At 72.8% G+C, this 21,682-nt stretch carries 17 protein-coding genes, 1 tRNA gene and 1 pseudogene; 11 read left to right on the top strand and 8 right to left on the bottom strand.

The window, feature by feature from the left end:
- Positions 1–611: 611 nt before the first annotated feature.
- Positions 612–685 (bottom strand) — tRNA-Met (locus AB0Q99_RS22525).
- A 206-nt stretch (positions 686–891) separates the two neighbouring features.
- Between AB0Q99_RS22525 and AB0Q99_RS22520 the strand changes: the two genes are divergently transcribed.
- Complete coding sequence (locus AB0Q99_RS22520; RefSeq protein WP_363574458.1) at positions 892–1,422, top strand: GNAT family protein; 531 nt, start codon at positions 892–894, stop codon at positions 1,420–1,422.
- Positions 1,423–1,826: 404 nt separating this feature from the next.
- Here AB0Q99_RS22520 and AB0Q99_RS22515 read toward each other — a convergent pair whose 3' ends face one another.
- Both AB0Q99_RS22515 and AB0Q99_RS22510 read right to left on the bottom strand, forming a co-directional pair.
- The gene (locus tag AB0Q99_RS22515; RefSeq protein ID WP_363574456.1) at positions 1,827–3,761 is read right to left on the bottom strand and encodes a cellulase family glycosylhydrolase; all 1,935 of its coding nucleotides are present in this window, start codon (positions 3,759–3,761) and stop codon (positions 1,827–1,829) included.
- 113 nt (positions 3,762–3,874) lie between these two features.
- The gene (locus tag AB0Q99_RS22510) at positions 3,875–5,509 is read right to left on the bottom strand and encodes an alpha/beta hydrolase (RefSeq protein ID WP_363574454.1); all 1,635 of its coding nucleotides are present in this window, start codon (positions 5,507–5,509) and stop codon (positions 3,875–3,877) included.
- 339 nt (positions 5,510–5,848) lie between these two features.
- Here AB0Q99_RS22510 and AB0Q99_RS22505 point away from each other — a divergent pair, with 339 nt between their 5' ends.
- From AB0Q99_RS22505 to AB0Q99_RS22485, 5 genes are all read left to right on the top strand, one after another.
- Positions 5,849–6,667 carry an AfsR/SARP family transcriptional regulator gene (locus tag AB0Q99_RS22505; RefSeq protein WP_363574452.1) on the top strand — a complete coding sequence of 273 codons (819 nt, stop codon included), beginning with the start codon at positions 5,849–5,851 and terminating at the stop codon, positions 6,665–6,667.
- Positions 6,668–6,725: 58 nt separating this feature from the next.
- Positions 6,726–7,514: an SDR family NAD(P)-dependent oxidoreductase gene (locus AB0Q99_RS22500; RefSeq protein WP_363574450.1), complete on the top strand. Its 789-nt coding sequence runs from the start codon at positions 6,726–6,728 to the stop codon at positions 7,512–7,514.
- A gap of 62 nt (positions 7,515–7,576) precedes the next feature.
- Positions 7,577–10,027, top strand: coding sequence for a condensation domain-containing protein (locus tag AB0Q99_RS22495; protein ID WP_363574448.1), 2,451 nt, complete (start codon positions 7,577–7,579; stop codon positions 10,025–10,027).
- Between the two features lie 68 nt (positions 10,028–10,095).
- Complete coding sequence (locus AB0Q99_RS22490) at positions 10,096–10,530, top strand: SRPBCC family protein (RefSeq protein WP_363574446.1); 435 nt, start codon at positions 10,096–10,098, stop codon at positions 10,528–10,530.
- A gap of 75 nt (positions 10,531–10,605) precedes the next feature.
- A complete protein-coding gene (locus AB0Q99_RS22485) occupies positions 10,606–10,872 on the top strand; it encodes a hypothetical protein (RefSeq protein WP_363574444.1) in 267 nt (88 codons plus the stop codon).
- A gap of 364 nt (positions 10,873–11,236) precedes the next feature.
- Here AB0Q99_RS22485 and AB0Q99_RS22480 read toward each other — a convergent pair whose 3' ends face one another.
- The 3 genes from AB0Q99_RS22480 to AB0Q99_RS22470 all read right to left on the bottom strand — a co-directional run bounded on the left by AB0Q99_RS22480 (position 11,237) and on the right by AB0Q99_RS22470 (position 13,889).
- Positions 11,237–12,178: a TIGR01777 family oxidoreductase gene (locus AB0Q99_RS22480; RefSeq protein WP_363574442.1), complete on the bottom strand. Its 942-nt coding sequence runs from the start codon at positions 12,176–12,178 to the stop codon at positions 11,237–11,239.
- 150 nt (positions 12,179–12,328) lie between these two features.
- Entirely contained in the window at positions 12,329–12,526 is a 198-nt protein-coding gene (locus tag AB0Q99_RS22475; protein WP_363574441.1) for a rhodanese-like domain-containing protein, read from the bottom strand.
- A 1-nt stretch (position 12,527) separates the two neighbouring features.
- Positions 12,528–13,889 (bottom strand): DUF2252 domain-containing protein, encoded by a 1,362-nt coding sequence (locus AB0Q99_RS22470; RefSeq protein WP_363574439.1) that lies wholly within the window; start codon positions 13,887–13,889, stop codon positions 12,528–12,530.
- Between the two features lie 545 nt (positions 13,890–14,434).
- On the opposite strand from AB0Q99_RS22470, the gene AB0Q99_RS22465 reads away from it, so the two are divergent.
- From AB0Q99_RS22465 to AB0Q99_RS22450, 4 genes and pseudogenes are all read left to right on the top strand, one after another.
- Positions 14,435–15,055, top strand: coding sequence for a potassium channel family protein (locus AB0Q99_RS22465; RefSeq protein WP_363574437.1), 621 nt, complete (start codon positions 14,435–14,437; stop codon positions 15,053–15,055).
- An 85-nt stretch (positions 15,056–15,140) separates the two neighbouring features.
- Positions 15,141–15,788 (top strand): GAP family protein, encoded by a 648-nt coding sequence (locus tag AB0Q99_RS22460; protein WP_363574435.1) that lies wholly within the window; start codon positions 15,141–15,143, stop codon positions 15,786–15,788.
- 220 nt (positions 15,789–16,008) lie between these two features.
- Positions 16,009–17,319 carry a cation:proton antiporter gene (locus tag AB0Q99_RS22455; RefSeq protein WP_363574433.1) on the top strand — a complete coding sequence of 437 codons (1,311 nt, stop codon included), beginning with the start codon at positions 16,009–16,011 and terminating at the stop codon, positions 17,317–17,319.
- Positions 17,320–17,411: 92 nt separating this feature from the next.
- Positions 17,412–17,726, top strand: a pseudogene (locus AB0Q99_RS22450) (SUMF1/EgtB/PvdO family nonheme iron enzyme); the annotation flags it as partial.
- Between the two features lie 486 nt (positions 17,727–18,212).
- Here the strand turns inward: AB0Q99_RS22450 and AB0Q99_RS22445 are convergent.
- Positions 18,213–18,659 carry a DUF6325 family protein gene (locus AB0Q99_RS22445; protein WP_363574431.1) on the bottom strand — a complete coding sequence of 149 codons (447 nt, stop codon included), beginning with the start codon at positions 18,657–18,659 and terminating at the stop codon, positions 18,213–18,215.
- A gap of 732 nt (positions 18,660–19,391) precedes the next feature.
- Between AB0Q99_RS22445 and AB0Q99_RS22440 the strand changes: the two genes are divergently transcribed.
- Positions 19,392–19,721: a hypothetical protein gene (locus tag AB0Q99_RS22440; RefSeq protein ID WP_363574429.1), complete on the top strand. Its 330-nt coding sequence runs from the start codon at positions 19,392–19,394 to the stop codon at positions 19,719–19,721.
- 549 nt (positions 19,722–20,270) lie between these two features.
- Here the strand turns inward: AB0Q99_RS22440 and AB0Q99_RS22435 are convergent.
- Positions 20,271–21,662, bottom strand: coding sequence for a rhodanese-like domain-containing protein (locus AB0Q99_RS22435; RefSeq protein ID WP_363574427.1), 1,392 nt, complete (start codon positions 21,660–21,662; stop codon positions 20,271–20,273).
- Positions 21,663–21,682: the final 20 nt, after the last annotated feature.

Raw genomic sequence — 21,682 nt, 5'->3', positions numbered from 1 at the left:
CACCCGCCGACCCGTCTTCCCCGTACCACCCACCACCAGCACCACACCCGCGTCCACCGCGAGATCCACCACACCAGCCATCACGATCACCCTCATTTCGAAGACACGGAGGAATCAGAGGAGTCCGACGTACCGTGGCGCCTCTCGCGTCCGATCGGTTCGTCGTCGTGGCACCATTCAAATCCCCCCGGTCGGGGCGGACCATAGCCACCGCACTCAGCTCCATGCGTCAGCGTCTACACCGCTCACCAGCGGCGCTGCGCCCACCCACGGCTGCCGACCCGCCCGCGGCCACGGCCCCCGCCACCCACCACAACACACCCCACCCACGGCCGAAAGCCCTTTCCAGCACCCCTCGACCCCTCCTCGACCTCCGCCGGAAATGGCCGCGGAATTCGAACGGAACGGCCGGGACGGGGGGCTCGTGACGCCGGCCACGCGTGCGGGAACCGGGAATCCCGGGCGGGCCGAAGGAGTCCGGGGGAAGAACCGCGATCCGCCGGCGGGGAGCGTCGGCGCGGAGGCTGCGCACGCGTCCGGCGACCGCGCACACCCGGCAACGACGAAGCCGGGGTCGACACCCATCAGGCGTCGACCCCGGCTTGCGGTAGTAGCGGGGACAGGATTTGAACCTGCGACCTCTGGGTTATGAGCCCAGCGAGCTACCGAGCTGCTCCACCCCGCGTCGGTAGGACCACTCTAGGCGATGGTGCCGTCAACGCGAAATCGCCATGGAACGGGCGAGCGGTCGACGGGCCGGGCGTCCGGGCCGGGCGTCCGGGCCGGGCGTCCGGGCCGGGCGTCCGGGCTGGGTCCGCAGGGCGCCCTGGCGCGCGGGCGGCGGTGGAAAACCGGTGGCGAGGGCCGCGTTCCCCGTGTTAACCATGTGACATGCTACATGGCACCCACATCACCCTCCGGGCCCGGCACGAGGCCGACGTCCCCGTCCTCCAGGCCGAACTCCACGACGACGTGGCGACGCGCTCGCGGTCCGACTCCCGGCCATGGCGGCCCCTCCCGCCGGGGTCGGCACGGTCGCCGTACGCGGTCAGCGCGCAGTCGGAGGAGGCCGCCTGTTTCTCCGTGGTCGAGACGGCCTCCGGGGAGCTGGCCGGGGAGGCCCTGCTGTGGGGCATCGACACCCACAACCGCAGTGCCCACGTGGGCGTCGCCCTGCGGCCCGGCCACCGGGGGCGCGGACTCGCGGCCGACGTCCTGCGGGTGCTCGGCCATTACGCCTTCCCGGTGCTCGGCCTGCACCGGCTGCAGCTGGAGACGCTCGCGGACAACACGCCGATGCTCCGGACCGCCGCCACGGCCGGCTTCACCGTCGAGGGACGGCTGCGCGGCTCGGCGTGGGCGGGCGGGCGGTTCGAGGACCAGGTGGTGCTCGGGCTGCTGGCCGAGGAACGGCGGGGGTGAGCCCTGACGATGCCGCACGGCTCCGCGGTCGGCTGCCGGTGCCGCCGGTGATCGCTGCGGAGTCAGGCGCACTCACGCTCGGCCACCTGCCCGGGGTGCGAGTGGATCGTCCGCACGCACCGTCCCGACCGGGCCGGGGCCCTCGGCCACTGTTCCGCACCTACGGCGGCCCGGCCCCGCCCTGGCCGCGGCGGCGGGCCGCCATGCTCGCCTCGTGCGGGCACCTGGAGGAGTTCGGCCGACGCCGGGATCCGGAGGGGCCCGGGGTGCGGCAGTGGCGGGAGCGTGCCCGCGCCACCGCCGACCGGCCGAAGGAGCCGCCTCCGGCCGGCTGACCCGACCCGACCAGACCGGGACCTGCCGGACCTGCCGGACCACACCCTGTCCGGCCGCAGGCCGTGCGCTCAGGCGAGCGGGCGGCAGAGCAGGGCGTCCGGGACGCCGTAGTGCAGCCACTTCCAGGTGTAGGCGACGCCGGCGAGGTACTCGTCGTCCGCGCACTGGCCCTTGTAGTGGCCGGGCGCCCAGTCGCTGGCGGCCGAGCCACCGGTGGCGGGCCGGTTGTCGCCGTGGTCGAACCAGACGTTGCGGCCGGTGGTCGGCAACGGCCCGGCCGCGGGGGCGCACAGCAGGGCGGACATGGCGTCGCCGTGCACGCTGTAGCCGACGGCGAAGGTCCGGTCCGGACACTGGAGCTTGGTGTAGCCCGGCGCCCAGTCGCCGCCGGTGACGTACCGTTCGTCGGTGACGGTGACCCAGTCCCCGGTGCCCGTCGCGGGTTCGCCGGCATCGGTGCACAGGCCCCGGCTGTCGCCGCGGCCGAGGCCGACCAGCCGTTGGCCGTCCGGGCAGTCGCCCTTGCGGTTGCCGATGCTCCAGTCCCCCACGCCGAGCATCCGACGCGAGACGTTCTGGTCGCCGTGGTCGAGGTCGAGCAGGTTCCAGTGGTCCGTCCGCGCCACCGGGCCGGTCAGCGCGGGGGCGTCGACCAGCTTGTGCCAGTCGGCGGCCCGCCAGTCGCCCGGGTCGGTCAGGCCGGTCCGCCGGCCGGCCGGGTCGTAGGAGAGCAGCGCCCAGGTGTCGAGCGGCCGGCCCGCGGGATCGGCCCAGCCGACCAGCGGCCAGATCGCGAAGTCGGTGTCGCGGGCGGCCAGCAGGTCGGTGAAGGTGTGCAGCCAGGCCTGTTCCTTGACGTCGGTGGAACCGCGCCCGCCCGCGCCGAACTCGCTGATCCACACCGGGGCGGTGAAGTGCTGCCCGGCCCGGGTGACGAACAGCGCCTGGTCGTCGACGACCTGCGCGAGCTGTTCGGGGGTGAAGTCCTCGTACCGGGGGTCGCCGGTCGCTCCCGGGCCGCTGCCCGCGCCGGTGTTGGCCGGGCCGGTGTACGCGTAGAAGTGCGCCGAGTAGACCAGCTTGCCGGAGTCGAGCAGGGTGTGGGAGAGGGTGCGGACCGGGGTGAGCATCGGGCGGCCGTGGCTGAAGCCCGCGGCCGGGATGCCGTACCAGTTGATGCCCTCCATGATGACGAGCAGGTCCGGGTCGGCCTGCAGGATCCGGTTTCCCGCCTCCTCGAAGGCGGCGTACTCGTCGTGGGCGTCGCCCAGGCCCCAGTTGGGGTCGTCCCAGGTGTCGCGGCGGACCTCGTTGCGCAGGTCGGCGCCGACCACCCGCTTGTTCGCCCGGTAGCGGTTCACCATGAACAGCCAGTCGTCCTCCCAGGCCTGCGTCGACTGGCCGCTGTTCCAGCGCTCGTTGCCGTCCAGTCCGCAGCAGAACCGGTAGCTCGTGGTGTGGTTGTTGAGGATGACCGCGAAGCCGTCGGCGGTGAGCGCCGCCACCACGGCGTCGTACACCTGCAGCGGGGTGCGGCCGCGCAGCTGCGGGTTGGCGGCGACGGCGGAGTCCGGGACCGGCGCGGTGTCGTGGATCATCGCGTCGGCGAAGGGCAGCCGGATGCTGTTGAGGCCCAGCCCGTGGTAGTCGGCCATGAGCCGGGCCATCGGCACCCGGTCCAGGCCCAGCGGGATGTTGTGCGAGACCTGTCCGGCCTGGTTGTTCGCGGGGTCGTCGACGTTGCCGCTGCCTTCCCAGGTGCCCTGGGCCCCGGCCCAGTTGGCGGCCTTCAGCTTGAAGCGGTCGCCATTGGCGTCCACGATGTAGCGGCCGCGGGTGCTGAGCGGCCCGGTCCAGGACGCCACCGACTGCCCGGCGATGGTGCCCGTGGGGGCGGTGGCGCCCGTCGGGGTCGCGGCGGCGGTGCCGACCGCCGTCCCGGCGAGTACCGGCAGACACGCGGCCAGGGCCAGCAGTCGCGTTCCGAGTCTCTTCATGGTCATCCCGGTGGTGGGTGAGGGTGGCGGGGGTTGACGGGGACAGACCATAGCGGTGGAGGTGACTGCCGGGTAGCCCCCGGCCCTCGCGGGCCACCCGGCAGTCCGAGTCCGGTCCGCTACCGCAGGACGCCGTGCACGGCCTCCGGGTCGGTGGGCGCGAGTCCGGCGGCGGGCGCGGCCATGGGCGCGGCCTGGGCGGCGGCCGGCGGCGGCGTCACGTACACCGGCGCCGGATCGGCCTCGGGCGCACAGGTCTTGGCGATCCGTCCCTTGCCCTCGGGCAGGCTGCCGTCGCGCAGGTACGCGGTGAAGGTGTCGTCCAGGCAGGCGTTGCCGTGGAAGAGGATCTCGTGGAAGCTGCCGCCGTTCTGGACCACCAGCTTGGAACCCGGCAGCGCGTCGTGCATGGCGAGCCCGCCCTCGTACGGGGTGGCGGCGTCCTCGGTGGCCTGGAAGAGCAGGACCGGGGGCAGGCCCTTGCCGGTGATCTTCAGCCGGCCCGCCGGGTTGCCCTGGTACGGCCAGAACATGCAGGCGGCGTTGTACCACATGTTGTTATAGGTGTAGAAGGGCGCGACCGCGTTCACCTTGGCCTGGTCCTTCTTCCAGACCTCCCAGTCGCGCGGCCAGGCGTTCTCGGTGCACTGCGCCGCGTTGTACGCGGGGAAGGTGCCGTCATCGGGGCCCGGCGCCGCGTACCGGTTGTACGCGATGGCCAGCGGGCGGGTGTCGTGCCCGGTGAGGTAGGCGGAGAGCACGGTGGCCATCCGGGGCCAGCGCAGGAAGTTGTAGCCGCCGCCGTAGAAGGTGTCCTCGAACTCGGCCGGGCCGATCTTCCCGGGGGCGGGCGTGGCGTCCACCGGCTCCTTCCGCAGCGCGTCCTCGACCTGGTGGTAGGCCTGCTCGACGGCGGCGGCGTCGGTGCCCAGGTGGTAGACGGAGTCGGCCTTGGCGGTCCAGGCCGCGAAGGCGTCGAAGCGGCGCTGGTGTTCCTTGTCCTGGAGGATGTTGTGGTCGTACCAGCTGATGGTCGGTCCGACGATGCTGTCCAGCACCATCCGGCGCACGTGCGAGGGGAACAGCTGGCCGTAGGTGGAGCCCAGCGAGGTGCCCCAGGAGCCGCCGTAGAAATTGATCTTCGGGACGCCCAGTGCCCGGCGGATGCTGTCCATGTCGCGGGCGTTGTCGACGGTGGTCATGTGCGGCAGCAGCCAGGACCAGTCGGCCGCGCAGTCGGCGGCGTAGCCGGCCGCCTTCTTCAGCCAGGCCTTCGAGGTGCCCTGGCTCAGCTGGTAGTCGGGGCGCTCGGCGTCGAAGTAGTGGGCGTCGCAGACCACGTGGGGGTCGCTGCCGTTGGTGCCGCGCGGGTCGAAGCCGATCCAGTCGTAGGTCGAGGCGACGTCCGCCGGGATCGCGGAGGAGACGGACACCGGCATCCAGAGCCCGGAGTCGCCGGGGCCGCCGGGGTTGAGCAGGATCGGGCCCTGCTGCTTGTCCTTGGGCGCGGTCGCGGGGAGCCGGTTCAGCTTGACGGAGACCTTCCGTCCGTGCGGGTCGGCGTAGTCCACCGGGACGTCGAGCATCGCGCACTGCAGCGCGGGGGTGGCGGCATCGTTGCAGGAGCTCCAGACGAGCTTGCCCTGGCCGGTGTCGGCCAGGTCGGCGGCATCGGGTCCGGCGGCGGAGGCGGAGGTTCCGCCGAGGGCGGCGACGGCCGTGACGGCCGCGAGCAGGGCGATGGCTTTTCTCATGGGGAGCATGATGTGACATGTGCAATGGCACTTCCAGAGGAGCGACCGGACTTTGCCAAGCTTTTGACCGACCGAGCCTGACCGGCCATCAGATCCACTCCTCCGCACGGGATCCGGAATCCCACCTCAGGGCACCCGGAACCGTGCTCGACGGGGACTAGAGGAATCCGGCCCGGCCCCCCGGCCGCAGCTATGGTGCGACACAGCCCCCACCGTTCCTTCAATTCGAACATGCATCCGACAGATTCGGTCACCCTGGCTCCCTCGGCCGACCGACCCCGCGCACCAGCGCACGTCACGCGCACCGACAACCGTCCCGCGCACGAAAGGAGAACCGCCATGCAGCTCGGAGTCCTCGGCCCGCTCACCGCCGACCTCAACGGCATCTCCGTCGTCCCCACCGCCGCCAAACAGCGTCAGATCCTCGCCCTCCTGTCGCTCTACCCGAACCGGATCCTGCCCACGGCCACCCTGATCGAGGAGATCTGGGGCGACGACCCGCCCAGACAGGCGCTCACCACCATGCAGACGTACATCCTGCAGCTGCGCCGCCGCATCACCCACGCCCTCGGGGCGACCCCGCACACCACCGCCAAGGACATCCTCACCACCCGTCACGGCGGCTACCAGCTCACCACGCACCCGGACAACCTGGACGTCCACACCTACAACCTGCTGATCACCCAGGGCCAGCACGCCTTCAACCACGGCCACGACCACCAGGCCGCCACCCACTTCCGCCAGGCCCTCGCGCTCTGGCACGGACCGGCCCTGGTCGACGTCCGGCCCGGGCCGATCCTCACCATCGAGATCATGCGCCTGGAGGAGAGCCGGCTGATCACCCTGGAACGGCGGATCGACACCGACCTGAGGCTCGGCCGGCACAACGAACTGATCCCCGAGCTCACCCACCTGACCCACCAGCACCCGCACCACGAGGGCCTGCACGCCCAGGCCATGGTCGCGCTCTACCGCGCCGGCCGGCAGACCAGCGCCCTCACCGCCTACCACCACCTGCGGCACCGGCTGACCAGCGAACTCGGCATCCAGCCCTCCCCGCACCTGCAGCACCTGCAGCACGCGATCCTCACCCTCGACCCGACCCTCAACACGCCCACCACCGCCCACCCCACCACCTACAACCTGTACCCGGCCTGAGCCCCGTCCGGACGGCCGTCCCGCCGACCTCTCCCAGCCCTCACCCACAGGACGCGTCATGACCACCGCACCCGAGCAACCCCTCGCCCTGATCACCGGCGGTACCCGCGGCATCGGCCTGGCCATCGCCCGCGAACTCGGCAGCCGCGGCCACCGTGTCTTCATCTGCGCCCGCACCACCCAGCACATCGACCAGGCGGTGGTCACCCTGCGCGAGGAGGGCCACCAGGCCGACGGCCTCACCTGCGACGTCCGCGACCCCAACCAGGTCGCCAAGCTGATCCGGCACGCGGTCGCCACCCACGGCCCGATCAGCGTGCTGGTCAACAACGCCGGACGCACCGGCGGCGGGCCCACCGCGACCACCACCGACGACCTGTGGTACGACGTCATCGACACCAACCTGAACGCCGTCTTCCTGGTCACCCGGGAGACGCTCCGGCACGGTCACATCACCACCACCACGCACCCGCGCATCATCAACATCGCGTCCACGGCCGGGAAACAGGCCGTCACCCTGGGCGCGCCGTACACCGCGAGCAAGCACGCCGTGATCGGCTTCACCCGGGCGCTGGCCAAGGAACTGGCCCCCACCGGCACCACCGTCAACGCCATCTGCCCCGGCTACGTCCAGACCCCGCACACCACCCGGATCCACCACGAGTACGCCACCGCCTACAACACCACCCCGGAGACCATCCACCAGCACTTCCAGACGCACATCCCGCTCGGCCGCTACACCACGCCCGAGGAGGTCGCCTCGCTGGCCGGCTACCTCACCACCCCGACCGCCGCCAGCATCACCGCCCAGGCGCTCAACGTCTGCGGCGGGCTCGCCACCCAGTAACCCCGGCGCGATCCTGGCCGGCCCACGGGAAGGACTCGGGCTCCGGTGCCCGCTGATCAGTGATGACGTACCGTCAGTTCGCCAGCGCACCCGTCACCTTGCTGGTGTCCGGCGCAGCCGCGCCGACACCCGCGCCCGAGCCCTGCCTGCCCGCCGCCCGCCCGCCGAGGCGGCCCGACGCGGGGGCCGTGAGCGCCGCACCGGCCCGCACGACGGCCCGGCCCCGGCCCCGGCCGGACGCCGCCCCGCCCGCCGGGGCGAAGGAGTTCCTGCTGGTCGAACTGCACCGGACGTACCGGCCGGACGCACTGCGGACCGCCCTGCGGGCCGTTCTGCGCGCCGCCCCGCCGGAGACCGGCGAACCGGAGGCCGACGAGCCGCGGGCCGCGGGACCGTCCGGCGGCCCGGACCCGCTGTGGCGGCGGACGGCGGACCGCCCGGAGGACCTCGACCGGGTGCTCGTCGAACTGGGGCGCGGCCTGGCCGCCGGGCCGCCGCTGCGGGCCGTCCTGGTCGAGGACGGGCAGGACCGGCCGCAGCGGCTCTTCGTTGGCCTCGCACCCGGGCCGCCCGGGCAGGCCGCCGAGCTGCTGGAGGAGCTGCGCGAGGCGCTGGCACACCCGCCGGAACCCGTCACCGTACCCACCAGCGCGCTGCAGCGGGAGATGCTGCGCCAGGTCCTCGGGCAGCCGGACCACGGCGGACGGCACGTCGAGCAGCTGTCCTGGAACTGGCACGGGCCGCTGGACACCGAGCGCTTCACCGCCGCCTGGCAGTCCGTCATGGACCGCGAGACCGTGCTGCGCGCGGCCTTCGACTGGGACGAGGACGGCGAGAACGGCGGCGGGGGCGAGCCGTGGATGGTGCTGCACGACCGCGCCGCCCCCGAGGTCACCCGGCACCCGCACGGCACCGCCGACTGGGACGACCTGCTCGCCGCCGACCGCCGGCGCGGCTTCGACCTGCGCCGCCCCGCCCTGCTGCGCGCCACCCTGCTCGACGCCGCGCCGGACGCCGACGAGGGCCCCGCCACCCGGGTGCTGCTCAGCTACCACCACGCGATGCTCGACAGCTGGAGCGTGCGCCTGCTGCTGCAGTCCTTCTACCGCGCCTACCTGGCCGACGGCGTCCTGCCCGGCGGCGAGCGCCGCCCCGACGTGCGCGACCACGCCCGCTGGCTTCAGGCCCAAGAAGCCGACGCGGCAAGGCAGTTCTGGTCCACCCGGCCCGGCGCCACAGCCGTCCTGCCGCTCGCCCAGGACCCACGCCGGCGCGGCAGCGGCCGGGCCCGGCGCCGGCTCACCCCGTACGAGGCGGTGCGGCTACGCGGCTGGGCGGCCACCTGGGGCGCGGGCGAGAGCAGCGCCCTGCAGGCCGCCTGGGCGCTGCTGCTGTACCGCGCCGCACAGTCCGGCCGACCCCGCCGCCCGGCCCGGGCGGTGCGGGTCGGCTTCGCGGTGACCGTCTCCGGCCGGGGCATCCCGCTGGACGGCGTCGAACGGCTGCCCGGCGCGCTGCGCAACCCGCTGCCGATCTCGGTCCGGCTGCACCCGGGCACCACCATGCCGCAGCTGCTCGCGGCGCTGCGCGACGGGGTGCTCGACCTGGCCGCGTACGAGTGGGTCGCACCGGGGCAGGCGCACCGCTGGACGCCCGGCGCGCGCGGACCGCGGCCGAACAGCCTGGTCGTCCTGGAACACCAGCCGACCACCGCCCACCACTCGCGGCTGGAGAGCGACCTGGCCGCGCACGGCATCCACGTCGAGAGCCCGGCACCGGCCGGCACCTTCACCTCGTACCCGATCACCCTCGCCGCCCACTACGACGCCACCGGCGGGCTGGTCCTCACCGCGACCCACGACCGCGCCCTGCTCGCCGACCAGGACGCCGTCGAACTCCTCAGCCAGAGCGCCCACTTGCTGCGCACGTTCCCGGACCTGCCGAGCGGGCTGAGCACCACCGAGGTGCTGCGCTCCACCCTCGCCGGGCAGCCGGCGCCCCGGCTGGGCGAGCCGGGCGACGACACCGGGCAATCCCCGGACAGCACCGCGCAGTCCCCGGACGACCCGGTGCAGTCCCCGGACGACCCGGGCCCCGCGCACTGCCGGGGCGCCACCGACTGCCCGGGCTTCCCCGACGCCGTCGGCCCGGCGGTCCGGTTGGAGGTGCTGCGCCGGGCCGCCCGGCCGGGCGCGGGCTGGGTCCTGCTGCTGCCCCCGCCCGGGGCCCCGGGCACCGGCTACCCCGGCGCCGCCCGCGACTGGACCGGCCCGCAGGCCCTCGGCGTGCTGCGCCCCGGCGGGGACGACCGGCCCCCGGCCGCCTACCGGCCGGTGCTCGGGCCGCTGGCGGAGTCCCGCGCGCCGGTCGCCCTGGTCGCCCCGCCGGGGCTCGGTGCCGCCGCGTTCGAGATCGCCCGGCTGGGCGCACCGGCGCACCCGCCGGTGGTGGTGCTGCTCGGCGAGGACGGCGACCTGTCGGCGGTGGCGGCCCTGCTGGGCGACCGGGCGTAACGGCGGGCGGGGTACCGGCGGCCCCGCGAGCGGAGTCCCTGCGGCCCGGCGGCACTACGGTGGGCCGCATGGCACGTTTCGTCCTGACCCGCCGTTCACCGCTGCCGCCGGCCGCCTGCTGGGAGCGGCTGACCGCCTGGCCCCGGCACGGGGAACGGGTGCCGTTCACCCGGGTCGGCGTTGCCCGGGGCACCGGCCGGGAGGTCGGTGACCTGGTCCTGGCCCGGACGGCCCTCGGGCCGTTGCGGTTCGACGACCCGATGGAGATCGTCGAGCTGGTCGCTCCCGCCCCCGGACGCGACGGGCTCTGCCGACTGGTCAAGCGCGGCCGCCCGGTGCGCGGCGGAGCCGTGCTGCGGGTCCGGGCGGTGGGCGGCGGCAGCGCGGCGGTCTGGACGGAGGAGCTGTGGATCGCGGGTCTGCCCCGACTCGCCGATCCGGTCGTCGCCTCCGTGGCCCGCGTCGTCTTCGGGCGGGTGCTGGACCGGCTGCTGGAGCCGTAGCCCGCGCGCCCGGCCCGTCCCACGCGTGAGCGGTCCGGCGTGCGGAGCGGCCCGTCCCGGCGCACCGTCGGAGACATGGCCTCGATCATCGTGCTGTTCGAGCTGGAGCCCGAGCAGGCCCTGGGCGCCGAGGGCGTCGGGCCCGGAGTGCTGGCCGTCCACGCCGCCGGCGCCGATCCCGACGTCCCCGAGGACCCCCAGCCGACCACGCTGTGCCGGCGCGACACCCGCTCCATGGAGCACAGCCACTACTCCCCCGCCCGCCCCGGTGAGCCCTGGTACCCGCCCGAGCTGGCCGACCGCCGCTGCCGGGAGTGCGAGCGGGCCCTGGCGGCCTCCTGAGCGGCCGCCCGGCGCGGCCGGCGGCCGCCGCCTCCCGGGCCGGTACGCGTCGACGTACCGGTCGTCCTCCGCGAGGCCGGGCGCGTCCGCGGAGGCCTCCTCGGGCGTGGGCACCGGTCCGATCGGCACGCGCCGTTCGGGCGGGGCGGGAGGAGCGGCAGTCCGGGCCCGGAGAGCACGGCGTTCGCGAACCCCGGCCGGTCGACGGGCAGGCCGGGCCGGCCGAACAGGGCGAACAGTCCGGCGAGGGCACGCGGTGCGGAACCGTGCGGGTCCGGAGCCGTGACGGCGCCGTGACGAACCCGCCGCCCGAGTCTCGACTCCCCTTGCGCCCCTTCGCTCCCCTGTCTCCCGCTGCCCTCCGCTACCGGCCGCGCAGGCGCCGGACGAGGTCGCGCGCGGCGGCCGGCCAGCGCGGGTGCTCGAAGCCGAAGCCCGCGTCGAGCAGACGGGTAGGGACGACGCGGCGGCTCTTCAGCAGGAGTTCGGTCTCGGAGCGCAGGGCGAAGGCCCCGAGCTCGGCCATCCAGCGCGTGGCGGGCAGGCCCAGCGGCATGCCCCAGGCCGTGCGCAGGTCGCGCATGAACGCGCGCTGGGGCAGCGGGTTCGGGGCGGCGAGGTTGACCGGGCCGGTCAGCTCCTCGTGGGCGACGAGGAAGTCGACGGCGCGGGCGAAGTCGCGTTCGTGGATCCAGGAGACGTACTGCGCGCCGCCCGCGATCGGGCCGCCGACGCCGAGGCGGGCCAGCCAGGAGAGCGAGTCGAAGGCGCCGCCGCGCTCGGGGCCGAGGACGACGGCGGTGCGCAGCGCGACCTTGCGGGTGGCCGGGGTGTCGGCTTCCGTCTGGGCGTCCTCCCAGGCCCGGGCGATGTCGACGCTGTACCGCCAGGAGGCCGGGGTGTCGGGTTCGGCGCCGCCGATCAGGCCGTCGGGTTCGCCGTTCGGGGCGTCGTGGCGGTGGGCGTAGACGGTGGCGGTGCTCATCTGCAGCCAGACGGCGGGCGGGCGCCGGGCGGTCGCGATCGCCTGGCCGACGACCCGGGCGGAGCGGACCCGGGAGTCCATCATCTCGCGCCGGTTCCCCTCCGTGTAGCGGCAGTTGACGCTGCGGCCGGCGAGGTTGAGCACGACGTCGCTGCCGTCGATCTCCGCCGCCCAGGCGCCGAGCGTGCGCCCGTCCCAGCCGACCTGCCGGGGGCCGGCGGGCCTGCGGCTCAGGGTGACCACCTGGTGTCCGGCGGCGGTCAGGCCGCGGTCGAGCAGCGTGCCGAGGGCTCCGGATCCACCGGGAATGACGACCTTCATGCTGTTCCCCCCTGTTCGTGGCGCCCCAGCCTAGCCCAGAATTCTGAACATGTTCAATTATCTTCCCCAGGCCCGTCGGGGCGGCCGTCCATATGGATCCTCCCTGCGCCACGGGTACGCCGGGCGGGCCCCGGCGCACCCGTTCCCGCGCTACTGGTCCGGGGTGGCGGACCACGCGGCGTAGCCCCCGATGAGGTCGTGGACACCGGGGTGGCCGTGGCCGCGCAACAGGCCGGCGGCGATGGGGGGCCGGCTGCCGCCGGCGCAGTGCCGGACGATGCGGCGGTCGGCGGGGAGTTCGGCGAGCGGGAGGTGCCGGGAGCCGGGGACGCACGGGGCGAAGCACACGTCAGACCCCGGTGACGGCTTCGGCTCTGCCCTCTTTCACGGCGATCTGCAGGGCGGCGAAGTCCTTCTCGTTCTGATCGGCGTAGGCTTCGGCGAAATCCGCGATGGCTTGGTCGAACCGGTCGGAGCCGCCGAGGTAGGCGGCCAGCGCGACCCGGTCACCGGATCGGGCGTGGGCCCGGGCCAGGGTCCACCCGCACAGCCGGCCGTACACCGCCATGCCCGAGGGGATCATCTCCTCGATCGGTGCGGAGAACTTCCAGTCACGCAGCTGGCGTACGTAGAAGTCGCGGTCCACTCCGTCCTGGCCGGTGACGCGGGTCCAGCCGAGGAAGATGTCGCTCTGGGCCTGCATGAGGTGCTGTCCGGCGACGACGCGCTCACCCTGGTTGTTGTACTGGCTGCGCCCGAGGTACTCGGCCAGGACGGAGGGTTGGGCCTCCTTGGCCTGCAGGAACAGAGGTTCGATACCGTCTCCGGCGTCCATCAGCGCGATCCAGGCGCGGGTGCCCACGCTGCCGACCCCGACGACCTTGCGGGCCATCTGGACCAGTGTGAACTGGTTGAGCAGGTGTCGCCGGTCGGACTGCAGGGTGCGCCGGTACTTGCCCAGCACCGTGCGGATCAGCTCGTAGATCGCGTCGGCCTGCACATCACTGAACACCTCCTCGACGGGTACGACCGTCGGGGGGTCACTGATGATCTGCCGCCGACCGTCGACCAGGGTAGTGAGCTTGCCCAACGCCTGTGTGCTGTCGCGGGTGTGGGCCTTGGCCAGCATGGCCTCGGCCGCCTTGAACCTCTTCGCCTTGACCTGGGACCTGAACTCGCCCATGACCTCCTCGATGTCCAGGTGCGCGTACCAGACGTCCAGGAAGGGCTGCTTCGCGAAGCGGCGCATCGCATTGCGGTAGCCCTTGGCCGCCGCGAGGACGATCTTGCGACTGGTCTTGTCGGAGAAGTCGTTGTCGCGCGCCGCCACTGCCAGGCTCGCGGCGAGCCGCTTGACATCCCACTCGAAGGGTCCGGGCAGAGTCTCGTCGAAGTCGTTGACGTCGAAGACCAGTCGTCGCTCCGGCGAGGCGAACGCGCCGAAATTGGACAGATGCGCATCCCCGCACAGCTGGACCTGCAGACCTGAGGTAGGAGTGCCGGCCAGGTCCGCCGCCATCGGCAGTGCGGCCCCGCGGTAGTACGTGAACGGCGACACCAGCATGCGCCCGTGCCGTACCGGTACCAGTTCCGGCACGCGCGACGCCGCCTGGCCCAGCAGCAGCCCGACCGGATCCCGCGATCCGCCCGACCGGAATTCTCCGTGCGCCTCCAGTGGCGCTGCCCCGCGGGCTTCCTTCCCCAGCGCCACTCGGTCCGCCCGGCTCAAAGGCTCCGTCGGCGCCGTGCCGCGGGTGGATGCTCTCGCATCAGGTCTTCCGTCGTTCGCGCCCCTTTTTGTCGCCGTCATGGCCACTCCCGTCGGGCCGCAGCCGCGTGTGCTGCTGGTTGGCAAAACCTCGTAAACGGCATAGATGCACCTATTCCGGCCCATGGAGACCACATCGATTCGAAATCCCTCCGAAGGGGTGAGCCGCCGCCACAACCCCCGGCTGCTCGATTCGTGGTCGCGCGGTCTGTTCGCGGCGGAACCGTCCAGAGTCCGTTCGTCGCACTCCGGACGGGGAGACCCGGCAGGCCGTGAGCCGTCGGCGCGACCCAACGGTGCGCAACGACGACGACGTCTTTCCCGCAGCTCAGGGGAGTCATTCCGGTCGGCAGCGGTGGATGGGGCCGAACGGGAGATTCGTACCCCGCCGGGAGGACTCGGGACGCCGAATCCGCGCGCATCCTGCATCGTGACCGGTATGGCGATTCACCGGTTGTCGTTGCGGTCCTGAGTCGATGGGCAGCGGGATGGTGCAGCTGGAGTACGAGGACCTTCCCCGGCGGAAGCGGCGCAGACTCCTGGCGCGCGCACTACTACGACCGCTGGCGACCGCCACAGGTCTGGTGGCGGCTTACTATCTGCTCCCGATGGACGAGCCCTACAGCGCCAGAACAGTGGTCGCACTCGTCCTCGGCCTGCTCGCCGTGTCCGCCCTCCTCATCTGGCAGACCCGGTCGGTCAGTCGTTCCCCGTATCCGAGGCTGCGGGCCGTTGCGGCACTCGCGACCGTCTTTCCTCTGCTCATCCTGCTCTTCGCCACGAGCTACTTCCTCCTCGAGAGGAGCCAACCGGAATCCTTCACCGAGTCCTTGTCCCGCTCGGATGCCGTGTACTTCACGGTCACGGTCTTCTCCACCGTGGGCTTCGGTGACATCGCCCCCAAGTCGGGAGCGGCCAGGGGCACGGCGGTGCTGCAGATGCTCGCAGACGTGTTCTTGGTCGGTGTCGTCGCACACGTCATGTTGGAGGCCGTGCGCAGGGGCCTCGACCGGCGTGGGCAGTCCGGGGGACGGCAGCAGAATGCCGGCCGGCCCACGTCGGACCGGCCGGGTGACCCGGCGAGCGATGACCCCGGCCCGTCCGGATGACCGTCGAGTCACCACCGCAGCGTCGCAGTGGGAGCGCCCCGGGGCGGCTGATCCACGTGGCAGCACGTCAGGAAGGTGGCTGACGATGGTCCTTGAACTCATCGTGATCGGTCTGGGAATCACGCTCGAACCGCTCGCACTCATCGCGTTCGTTCTGCTGTTGTCCGCCGAGCGGGGTGTCCGGAAGGGGCTCGCCTTCATCCTTTCCTGGCTGGCGTGCCTGGTCGTGGTGATCGCCGGAGTGCTCTTGTTGACCGGCGGTCAGCCGGTGGCCAAGAACTCGGCTCCGTCGACGGCTGCGGTGGTGGTCAAGCTGGTGGTGGGCATCGGGCTGATCGCGTACGGCGAGCACAAACGGCGCCGAGTCAAGGCACCGCACGGGCGCAAGACCCCGAAATGGCAGGCACACCTCGACCAGGCCAACTCCTGGTCAGCGGCCGGAATCGCGGTACTGCTCCAGCCGTGGGGACTGGTGGCCGCCGCTGCCGCCTCGGTGGCCCAGGCGGATCTCTCCGACTCCGCCACCTGGTTCGCCTTGTTCGCCTTCTGCGTCCTCGCGACCTCGAGCCAGCTGGCGATGGAGTTCTACACCGTCTTCGCGCCGGACGCCGCCGAGACGAGACTGGAGCAACTGCGTCGGTGGATCGTCGACCACCAGGAGCAGGCGATCGTCGTGCTCTCACTCGTGATCGGCTTCTGGTTGGTGGGCCAGAGCCTCTCGCAGCTCGTGTGATGCCGAGTGCCGAGCCTCGCACCGCTACGAGGGCAGGTCGGCGCCTCACGGCCGGTCGATCGCGAACCAGCCGCGTCTCGTGGACACGCCCCCGGACGGACCACCCCGGCGGCATGTCCCGGCACCATCGCGCACCGCCACGCGACAATGACGATCCGACCCACCACACCCCCGGCTGCGGGCGCTGCCGGCCACTGGCTTGGCAGAGAGGACGGCTCGGATGAGCAGCAGCGGTGCCTGGACCGCGGCGGCCGTGGCGACCTTCACCGGCGGCTACGCACTGTTCTCACGCCGGCTCGCCTCGACGCCGCTGTCGGCACCGATGCTGTTCACCGGCCTCGGCGTGCTCATCGGCCCCGCCGGCCTCGACGTCGTCGACCTGGAACGCGACGCCGGCCCGGTGCGCACGCTGGTCGAGGCGGCGCTGGCCGTGGTCCTCTTCGCCGACGCGATGACCGTACGTCGTCGGGACCTGCGCACCGGTGGCTTCCTGCCGTTGCGTCTGCTGGCCTTCGGTCTGCCGGTCACGATCGGGGCCGGCTGGCTGCTGGCGTGGCCCCTGCTGCCTGGCCTCACCGGCTGGGAGCTCGCGCTGCTCGCTGCGATCCTGGCCCCCACCGACGCGGCGCTCGGCAAGGCAGCCATGACCAGCCCCCGGGTGCCGCCGCTCGTTCGTGAGGGGCTGAATGTCGAGAGCGGCCTGAACGACGGGCTGGTGCTGCCGTTCTTCGTCCTGTTCCTGGCCGCGATCCCCGGCACGGCCACCTCCGAGGAGGGCGTGGACGGGGTCTTCTGGCGGACCCTGCTGCTCAGCACGGCCACGGGCCTGGCCGTCGGCTGGGCAGGCGGGCGACTGCTGCCCTGGTCGCAGGCCAGACGCTGGGTGACCGCCGAGTGGCGGCAGGTATTCGTCCTGGCCGTCGCCGGCGGCGCGTACACCGTGGCGACAGCCGAGCACGGCAGCGGGTTCATCGCCGCCTGGACGGCCGGGTTCGCCTTCGCCCTCGGACTGCGCCAGGCCCCACCGCTCCCTGCGGACGGCCCCGGCGGGCAGCCCGCCGACCTGACCGAGTACCTGGGAGGGCTGCTCGCGATGCTGAGTTTTCTGGTCTTCGGCGCGGTGCTGCTCGGTCCGGCACTGGAACACCTGGACTGGCGGATCGTCACGTACGCGGTGCTCAGCCTGACGGCCGTTCGGATGGTACCGGTGGCGCTCGCGCTGGCCGGTGCCGGCTTTCGGTGGCCCACCGCGGCCTACATCGGCTGGTTCGGGCCGCGCGGTCTGGCCTCCGTGGTCTTCGGACTCCTGGTGGTGGAGGAGAACGTGCCGGGCGTCCACCAGCTCGGCCTGGTCGTGGCGGCCACCATCGGCCTCAGCGTGCTGGCCCACGGCATGTCGGCCCCGTTCCTCGCCGCCCGCTACGGAGCCTGGTACCAGGCCGCAAAAGCCCGCACACCCGATCTTCGCGAGGCGCTGGCCCCGCCGGAGCCGACCGGCCGGGCCCGGCCGGTGCGCCGGCGCCTCCGCTGAGACCCCGACCCGCAGAGCCCGGGCCACGTACCGCTTGTGGGCTGATCGGCTGGTGATCCGGCCCGTGCGTTCCCGCTACCGGCTCGTCCGCCGGACGTGCGAGGCACCCGGTGGTGCACGTCTCCTGGAACGACGCCCTCGCCTACTGCACCTGGGCGGGCCGAAGGCTGCCGACCGAGGCCGCATGGGAATACGCCGCCCGCGGTGGGCTCGACCAGCAGCCCTTCCCGTGGGGCGACGCACTCCGCCCCGGTGGCCGGCACCGCATGAACGTGTGGAACGGCTCCTTCCCCGACCGCAACACGCTCGAGGACGGCTACTTGGGCACCTGCGCCGTGGACGCCTTCGCGCCGAACGGCTACGGCCTGCACAACATGACCGGCAACGTCTGGGAGTGGACAGCCGAGGGCAACATCGGCTTCCGTTGTGCGGGCCCCGCCGACGGATGACCGGCACGGAGCATCCCCTCTCCGACGCCGGGGTCACGCGCGCCGGTCGATGTGCTCAGCGGGGCTCCGGCACCCGCAGGAGCGCGCTCGGATTGCTCGATCACTGCTCCCAGGGCGGCGTCGCGGCCGATGACGACGCCGTGGCCGCCCGGGCCCAGCCTGACCTGACGTGACGGCACGTGACGGCCACGTCCGCAGGACCGTTTCCGGAACCCAGCGCGGCCGTGGAGGCCGCTGCCGTCGTTTCCCGGCCGGCCAGGTCAGCGCCGGTCCCGGCGGTCCTCCCGGCGGTCCTCCCGGTCGTCCCGGCGGTCCTCACGCCGGTCACTGCGGCGCTCGACGCCGTGGGCGACGACGGCCGCTGTGCCCACGACGGCCGCGGTCCGAGCAACGGGAGCGCCGATGACGCCGCGTCGTCCTCTACGCATGGGTCCGAGAGGCATCTCACTCTCCTTCCTCGTCGGCTTCGATCGAGGCCAGGATGGCCTGGATCGGAATGCGTCCGTTCGCGATGAGCTGGCCTCCCGAGCGGCGCGCGGCGGCGGCGAAGGGCCCCGCCCACACGTTCTCCCAGACCAGCACTCCGGCTGTCGTGCCGGGCTCCATGGCGGCAGCCAGATTGACGACGTCCTCTTCGGCGAGCAGGCCGGCCAGCTGCGCCTCTGCGACGCGCAGTTCGCCGGCGTCTTGGAGATCATCGACCTCCATGACGCCCAGCTCGCCGTCCGCCCCCTTCGTCAGGATGACCAGGTCCAGCACCCGGATGGTCCCCGCGGTGACCAGCTTGTCGAGCTCTGCAGCCATCTCGCCGGTGAAGTGTGAGGTAGCCGGCGGGAACTCGACGACGAGGTAGTCGACCGGTCCCAGTTCATCGGTGTCAGGTGATGTCATGTCTCAGCTTCCGTTCTCTCGGTGAGCACCGGTGTCGGCACCGTTCGAGGTCGAGTGCCTTGTTCGTCGGCCGAAGGTCTTGAGACCGCAATGACGGTCACGATGGCCCTGAAGGGGTGGAAGGCGGCCGGAGGGTCGGACTCCTTCCGAGAAAGAACCCGGATCGGTCGTCGCTGGTCGGAGTGGGACCTCGACGCGCTCCAGATGCCAGCCTCGCACGGTAGCCAGAGGCCCGCATCCTGGCCGAACTCCCAGCCCGGAGAGGGCAGATGCCGCATCTTTCGACCGTTACCAGGTCAATGCCGAACTCAGTGGTCAGGAGGCAGACGGGGATCTCCGTGGACTCGTCCGCGCCGCCCGCCCGCAGCCGAGGGCGGGGCCCGGGGGCACCGCTCCATGGTCGGGCCCGACCTGCGGGAGGCGCTCCCGAACGGAGTGCCTGGGCTCAGGCCGCTGCGTCACCCGATTCCGCGGACACGACCGGTCGGCAGTCCTGTGTACGTCTTCGTGCAGCCATGATCACATGACTGTCCGTCAGTGTCCTTGTCCTGGAACGGTCCTGACCGATGAGTCCTCAGGCGCTCTGGCCGAAGCAGCCAGAGGCCGCCGAGGAACGCGCCGACATGAACACGTGGGCGACTGTGGCGGCGGATGCGGGGCTGACGCAGCCGCCGCCCGGTGCCACGATGGAGGGGAAGGGGCTTTGTCGCCAGGTGCTGCAGGGAGGCGATCATGGGCCGCGAGTACCACTTCCATTGCGAGCACGCCGGCTGCTCGGTCACCGTGGGTGTACGGATGGGCGGAACGCGAGAGCTGGAGCTCCTCGTGGACGGGAAGGAGGTCGCCACCGCCCGCGTCCATGGCCGTCGCGCCCGGACCGCGGTGATGACCGCGGTCCTGCCCACCGACCCGCCTCGCGACGTCGAGGTCGAGGTGGAGCTCCCGGGTGCCTTCGGTGGCGAGCCGGTAAGCATCCTGCTCGAGGGTGGCGAACGCAGGCCCATGCCGGCCCGGGAGGTGCCCCGGCGGGCGCGGCCGACGGAGGCCTCCTGGTACTCCTGACCGTGTTGGGCGCCCGGCAAGGCGTGTCAGGGTGACGGCGTCGGCCCGCAGACCCGGGCCCGAACGGGAGCGCGACCGGATCGGGGAGTCGGGACTGCGCCATCGGGCGGACGGCAGGGCCCGGGAGCACAATGAGGAGGGCCCGCACTGCCGGACACCGCCGAACGGTTGGCCGAACGCGTCCGGACCGACTCCCGGACCCACTTCGGCATCGCGCGGGCGACGGAGGGCGCCGCGCTGACCGCCACCGGATCCGTACTGGGCTCGCCGGGCCACCTCTCCCCCGAACAGGCCCTCGGCGCAGCCGGCTTCGCACGGCCGCCGCCCTGTCAACCAATCGTGCGCCCTCCGACTTCCGCCATGGCGTCGAAGGTCCGCGGGAACCACATCGCCGACAGCGCGACCCCGGAAACGAAGAAGCCGCCTACCTGCACCGCTGTAAGCGTGACAAGCATGACCCGGCCCTCTGCATCGTTCGGGCCATTGTGAGTAGTGACCCCCGCGCCGCCCGGCCGCGACCCGGACGGGGGCGGGCAGGGACGGCTGGGTTCAGGCCCGGGCGGGGCGGGTGTGGGTGTGGGTGTGCCAGGCGGTGTAGCCGCCGAGGAGGTCGGAGACGTCGGGGTGGCCGTGGTGGCGGAGCAGGCTGGCGGCGACGGAGGAGCGGTGGCCGCCGGCGCAGTGGACGACGAGGGGGCGGTCGGTGGGGAGTTCGGTGAGGCGGGCTGGGAGTTCGGCCAGGGGGATGTGGAGGGATCCTTCGATGGAGCCGGCTTCGCGTTCGGCGCAGGTGCGGACGTCCAGGACGGTGGGGGGCCGCTCGGCGGCGAGGGCGGTGCGGAGCTGGTCGGCGGTGAGGCGGTTGGCGGGGGTGAGGTCGTCGGCGAGGGCGGGCAGGGCGGTGCCGGGGTTGCGCAGGTAGCCGGCGACGCGGTCGAAGCCGATGCGGGCGAGGCGGGTGACGACCTCGTCCTCGCGGTCCTGCGGGGCGATGATCGCGAGGGTGCTGTCGGGGGTGAGGACGGTGCCGGCCTGTTCGGCGAAGCGGCCGTCGAGGGGGACGTTGACGGCTCCGCGCAGGTGTCCGGCGCCGAAGTCCTGGGGGCTGCGGGCGTCGAGGACGACGGCGCCCGCGGTGCGGGCTTCCTGGAAGCCTTCGGGGCACAGGGGGCGGGCGGCGGTGGTGCGGTCGAGCAGCGGGTGGTCCTGCCGGTTGAGGGCGGCGTCGTGGCCGAAGTAGGCGGGGGCGGTGGACTGGCCGGCGGTGACGATGCGGACGAAGGTGTCCTGGTCCATGGGCCGGCAGGCGTAGTTGGTCCGGCGCTGCGCGCCGATGGTGGACCGCTTCTCGGTGGAGAGGTTCTTGCCGCAGGCGGAACCGGCGCCGTGGGCGGGGAAGACCAGGGTCTCGTCGGGCAGGGCCATCAGCTTGCGGTGCACGCTGTCGTAGAGCATGGCGCCGAGCTCGTCGGCGGTGACGCCGGTGGAGGCGAGCAGGTCGGGGCGGCCGACGTCGCCGATGAACAGCGCGTCGCCGGTGAGCACGCCGTACGGGACGGTGTCGTCGGGCTGCTCGTAGACCAGGACGCTGATCGACTCGGGGGTGTGGCCGGGGGTCTCCAGGATCTGCAGGGTGACCTCGCCGAGTTCGATCCGTTCGCCGTCGGCGAGCTTGCGGATCGGGTACTCGGTCTCCGCCCGCTGCCCGTACCCGATCCACGCGCCGGTACGGTCGGCCAGTTCGAGGTGGCCGGCCAGGAAGTCGGCGTGGAAGTGGGTGTTGATGACCCCGACGACGGTCAGCCCGCGCGCCTCGGCGTCGGCGACGTACTCGTCGACGTCCCGGCGCGGGTCGACCACGACCGCGCGCCCGGTGCGCTCGTCGGCGACCAGGTAGGACGCCTGGGAGAGGCAGTCGAGGTAGAACTGGGCGAAGTACACGGGTAACCCTCCTGGGTGGC

This window comes from Kitasatospora sp. NPDC086791 (assembly GCF_040685975.1).
In the GTDB taxonomy this organism is placed as follows: Bacteria; Actinomycetota; Actinomycetes; order Streptomycetales; family Streptomycetaceae; genus Kitasatospora.
This window is presented reverse-complemented; position numbering and strand designations above follow the sequence as displayed.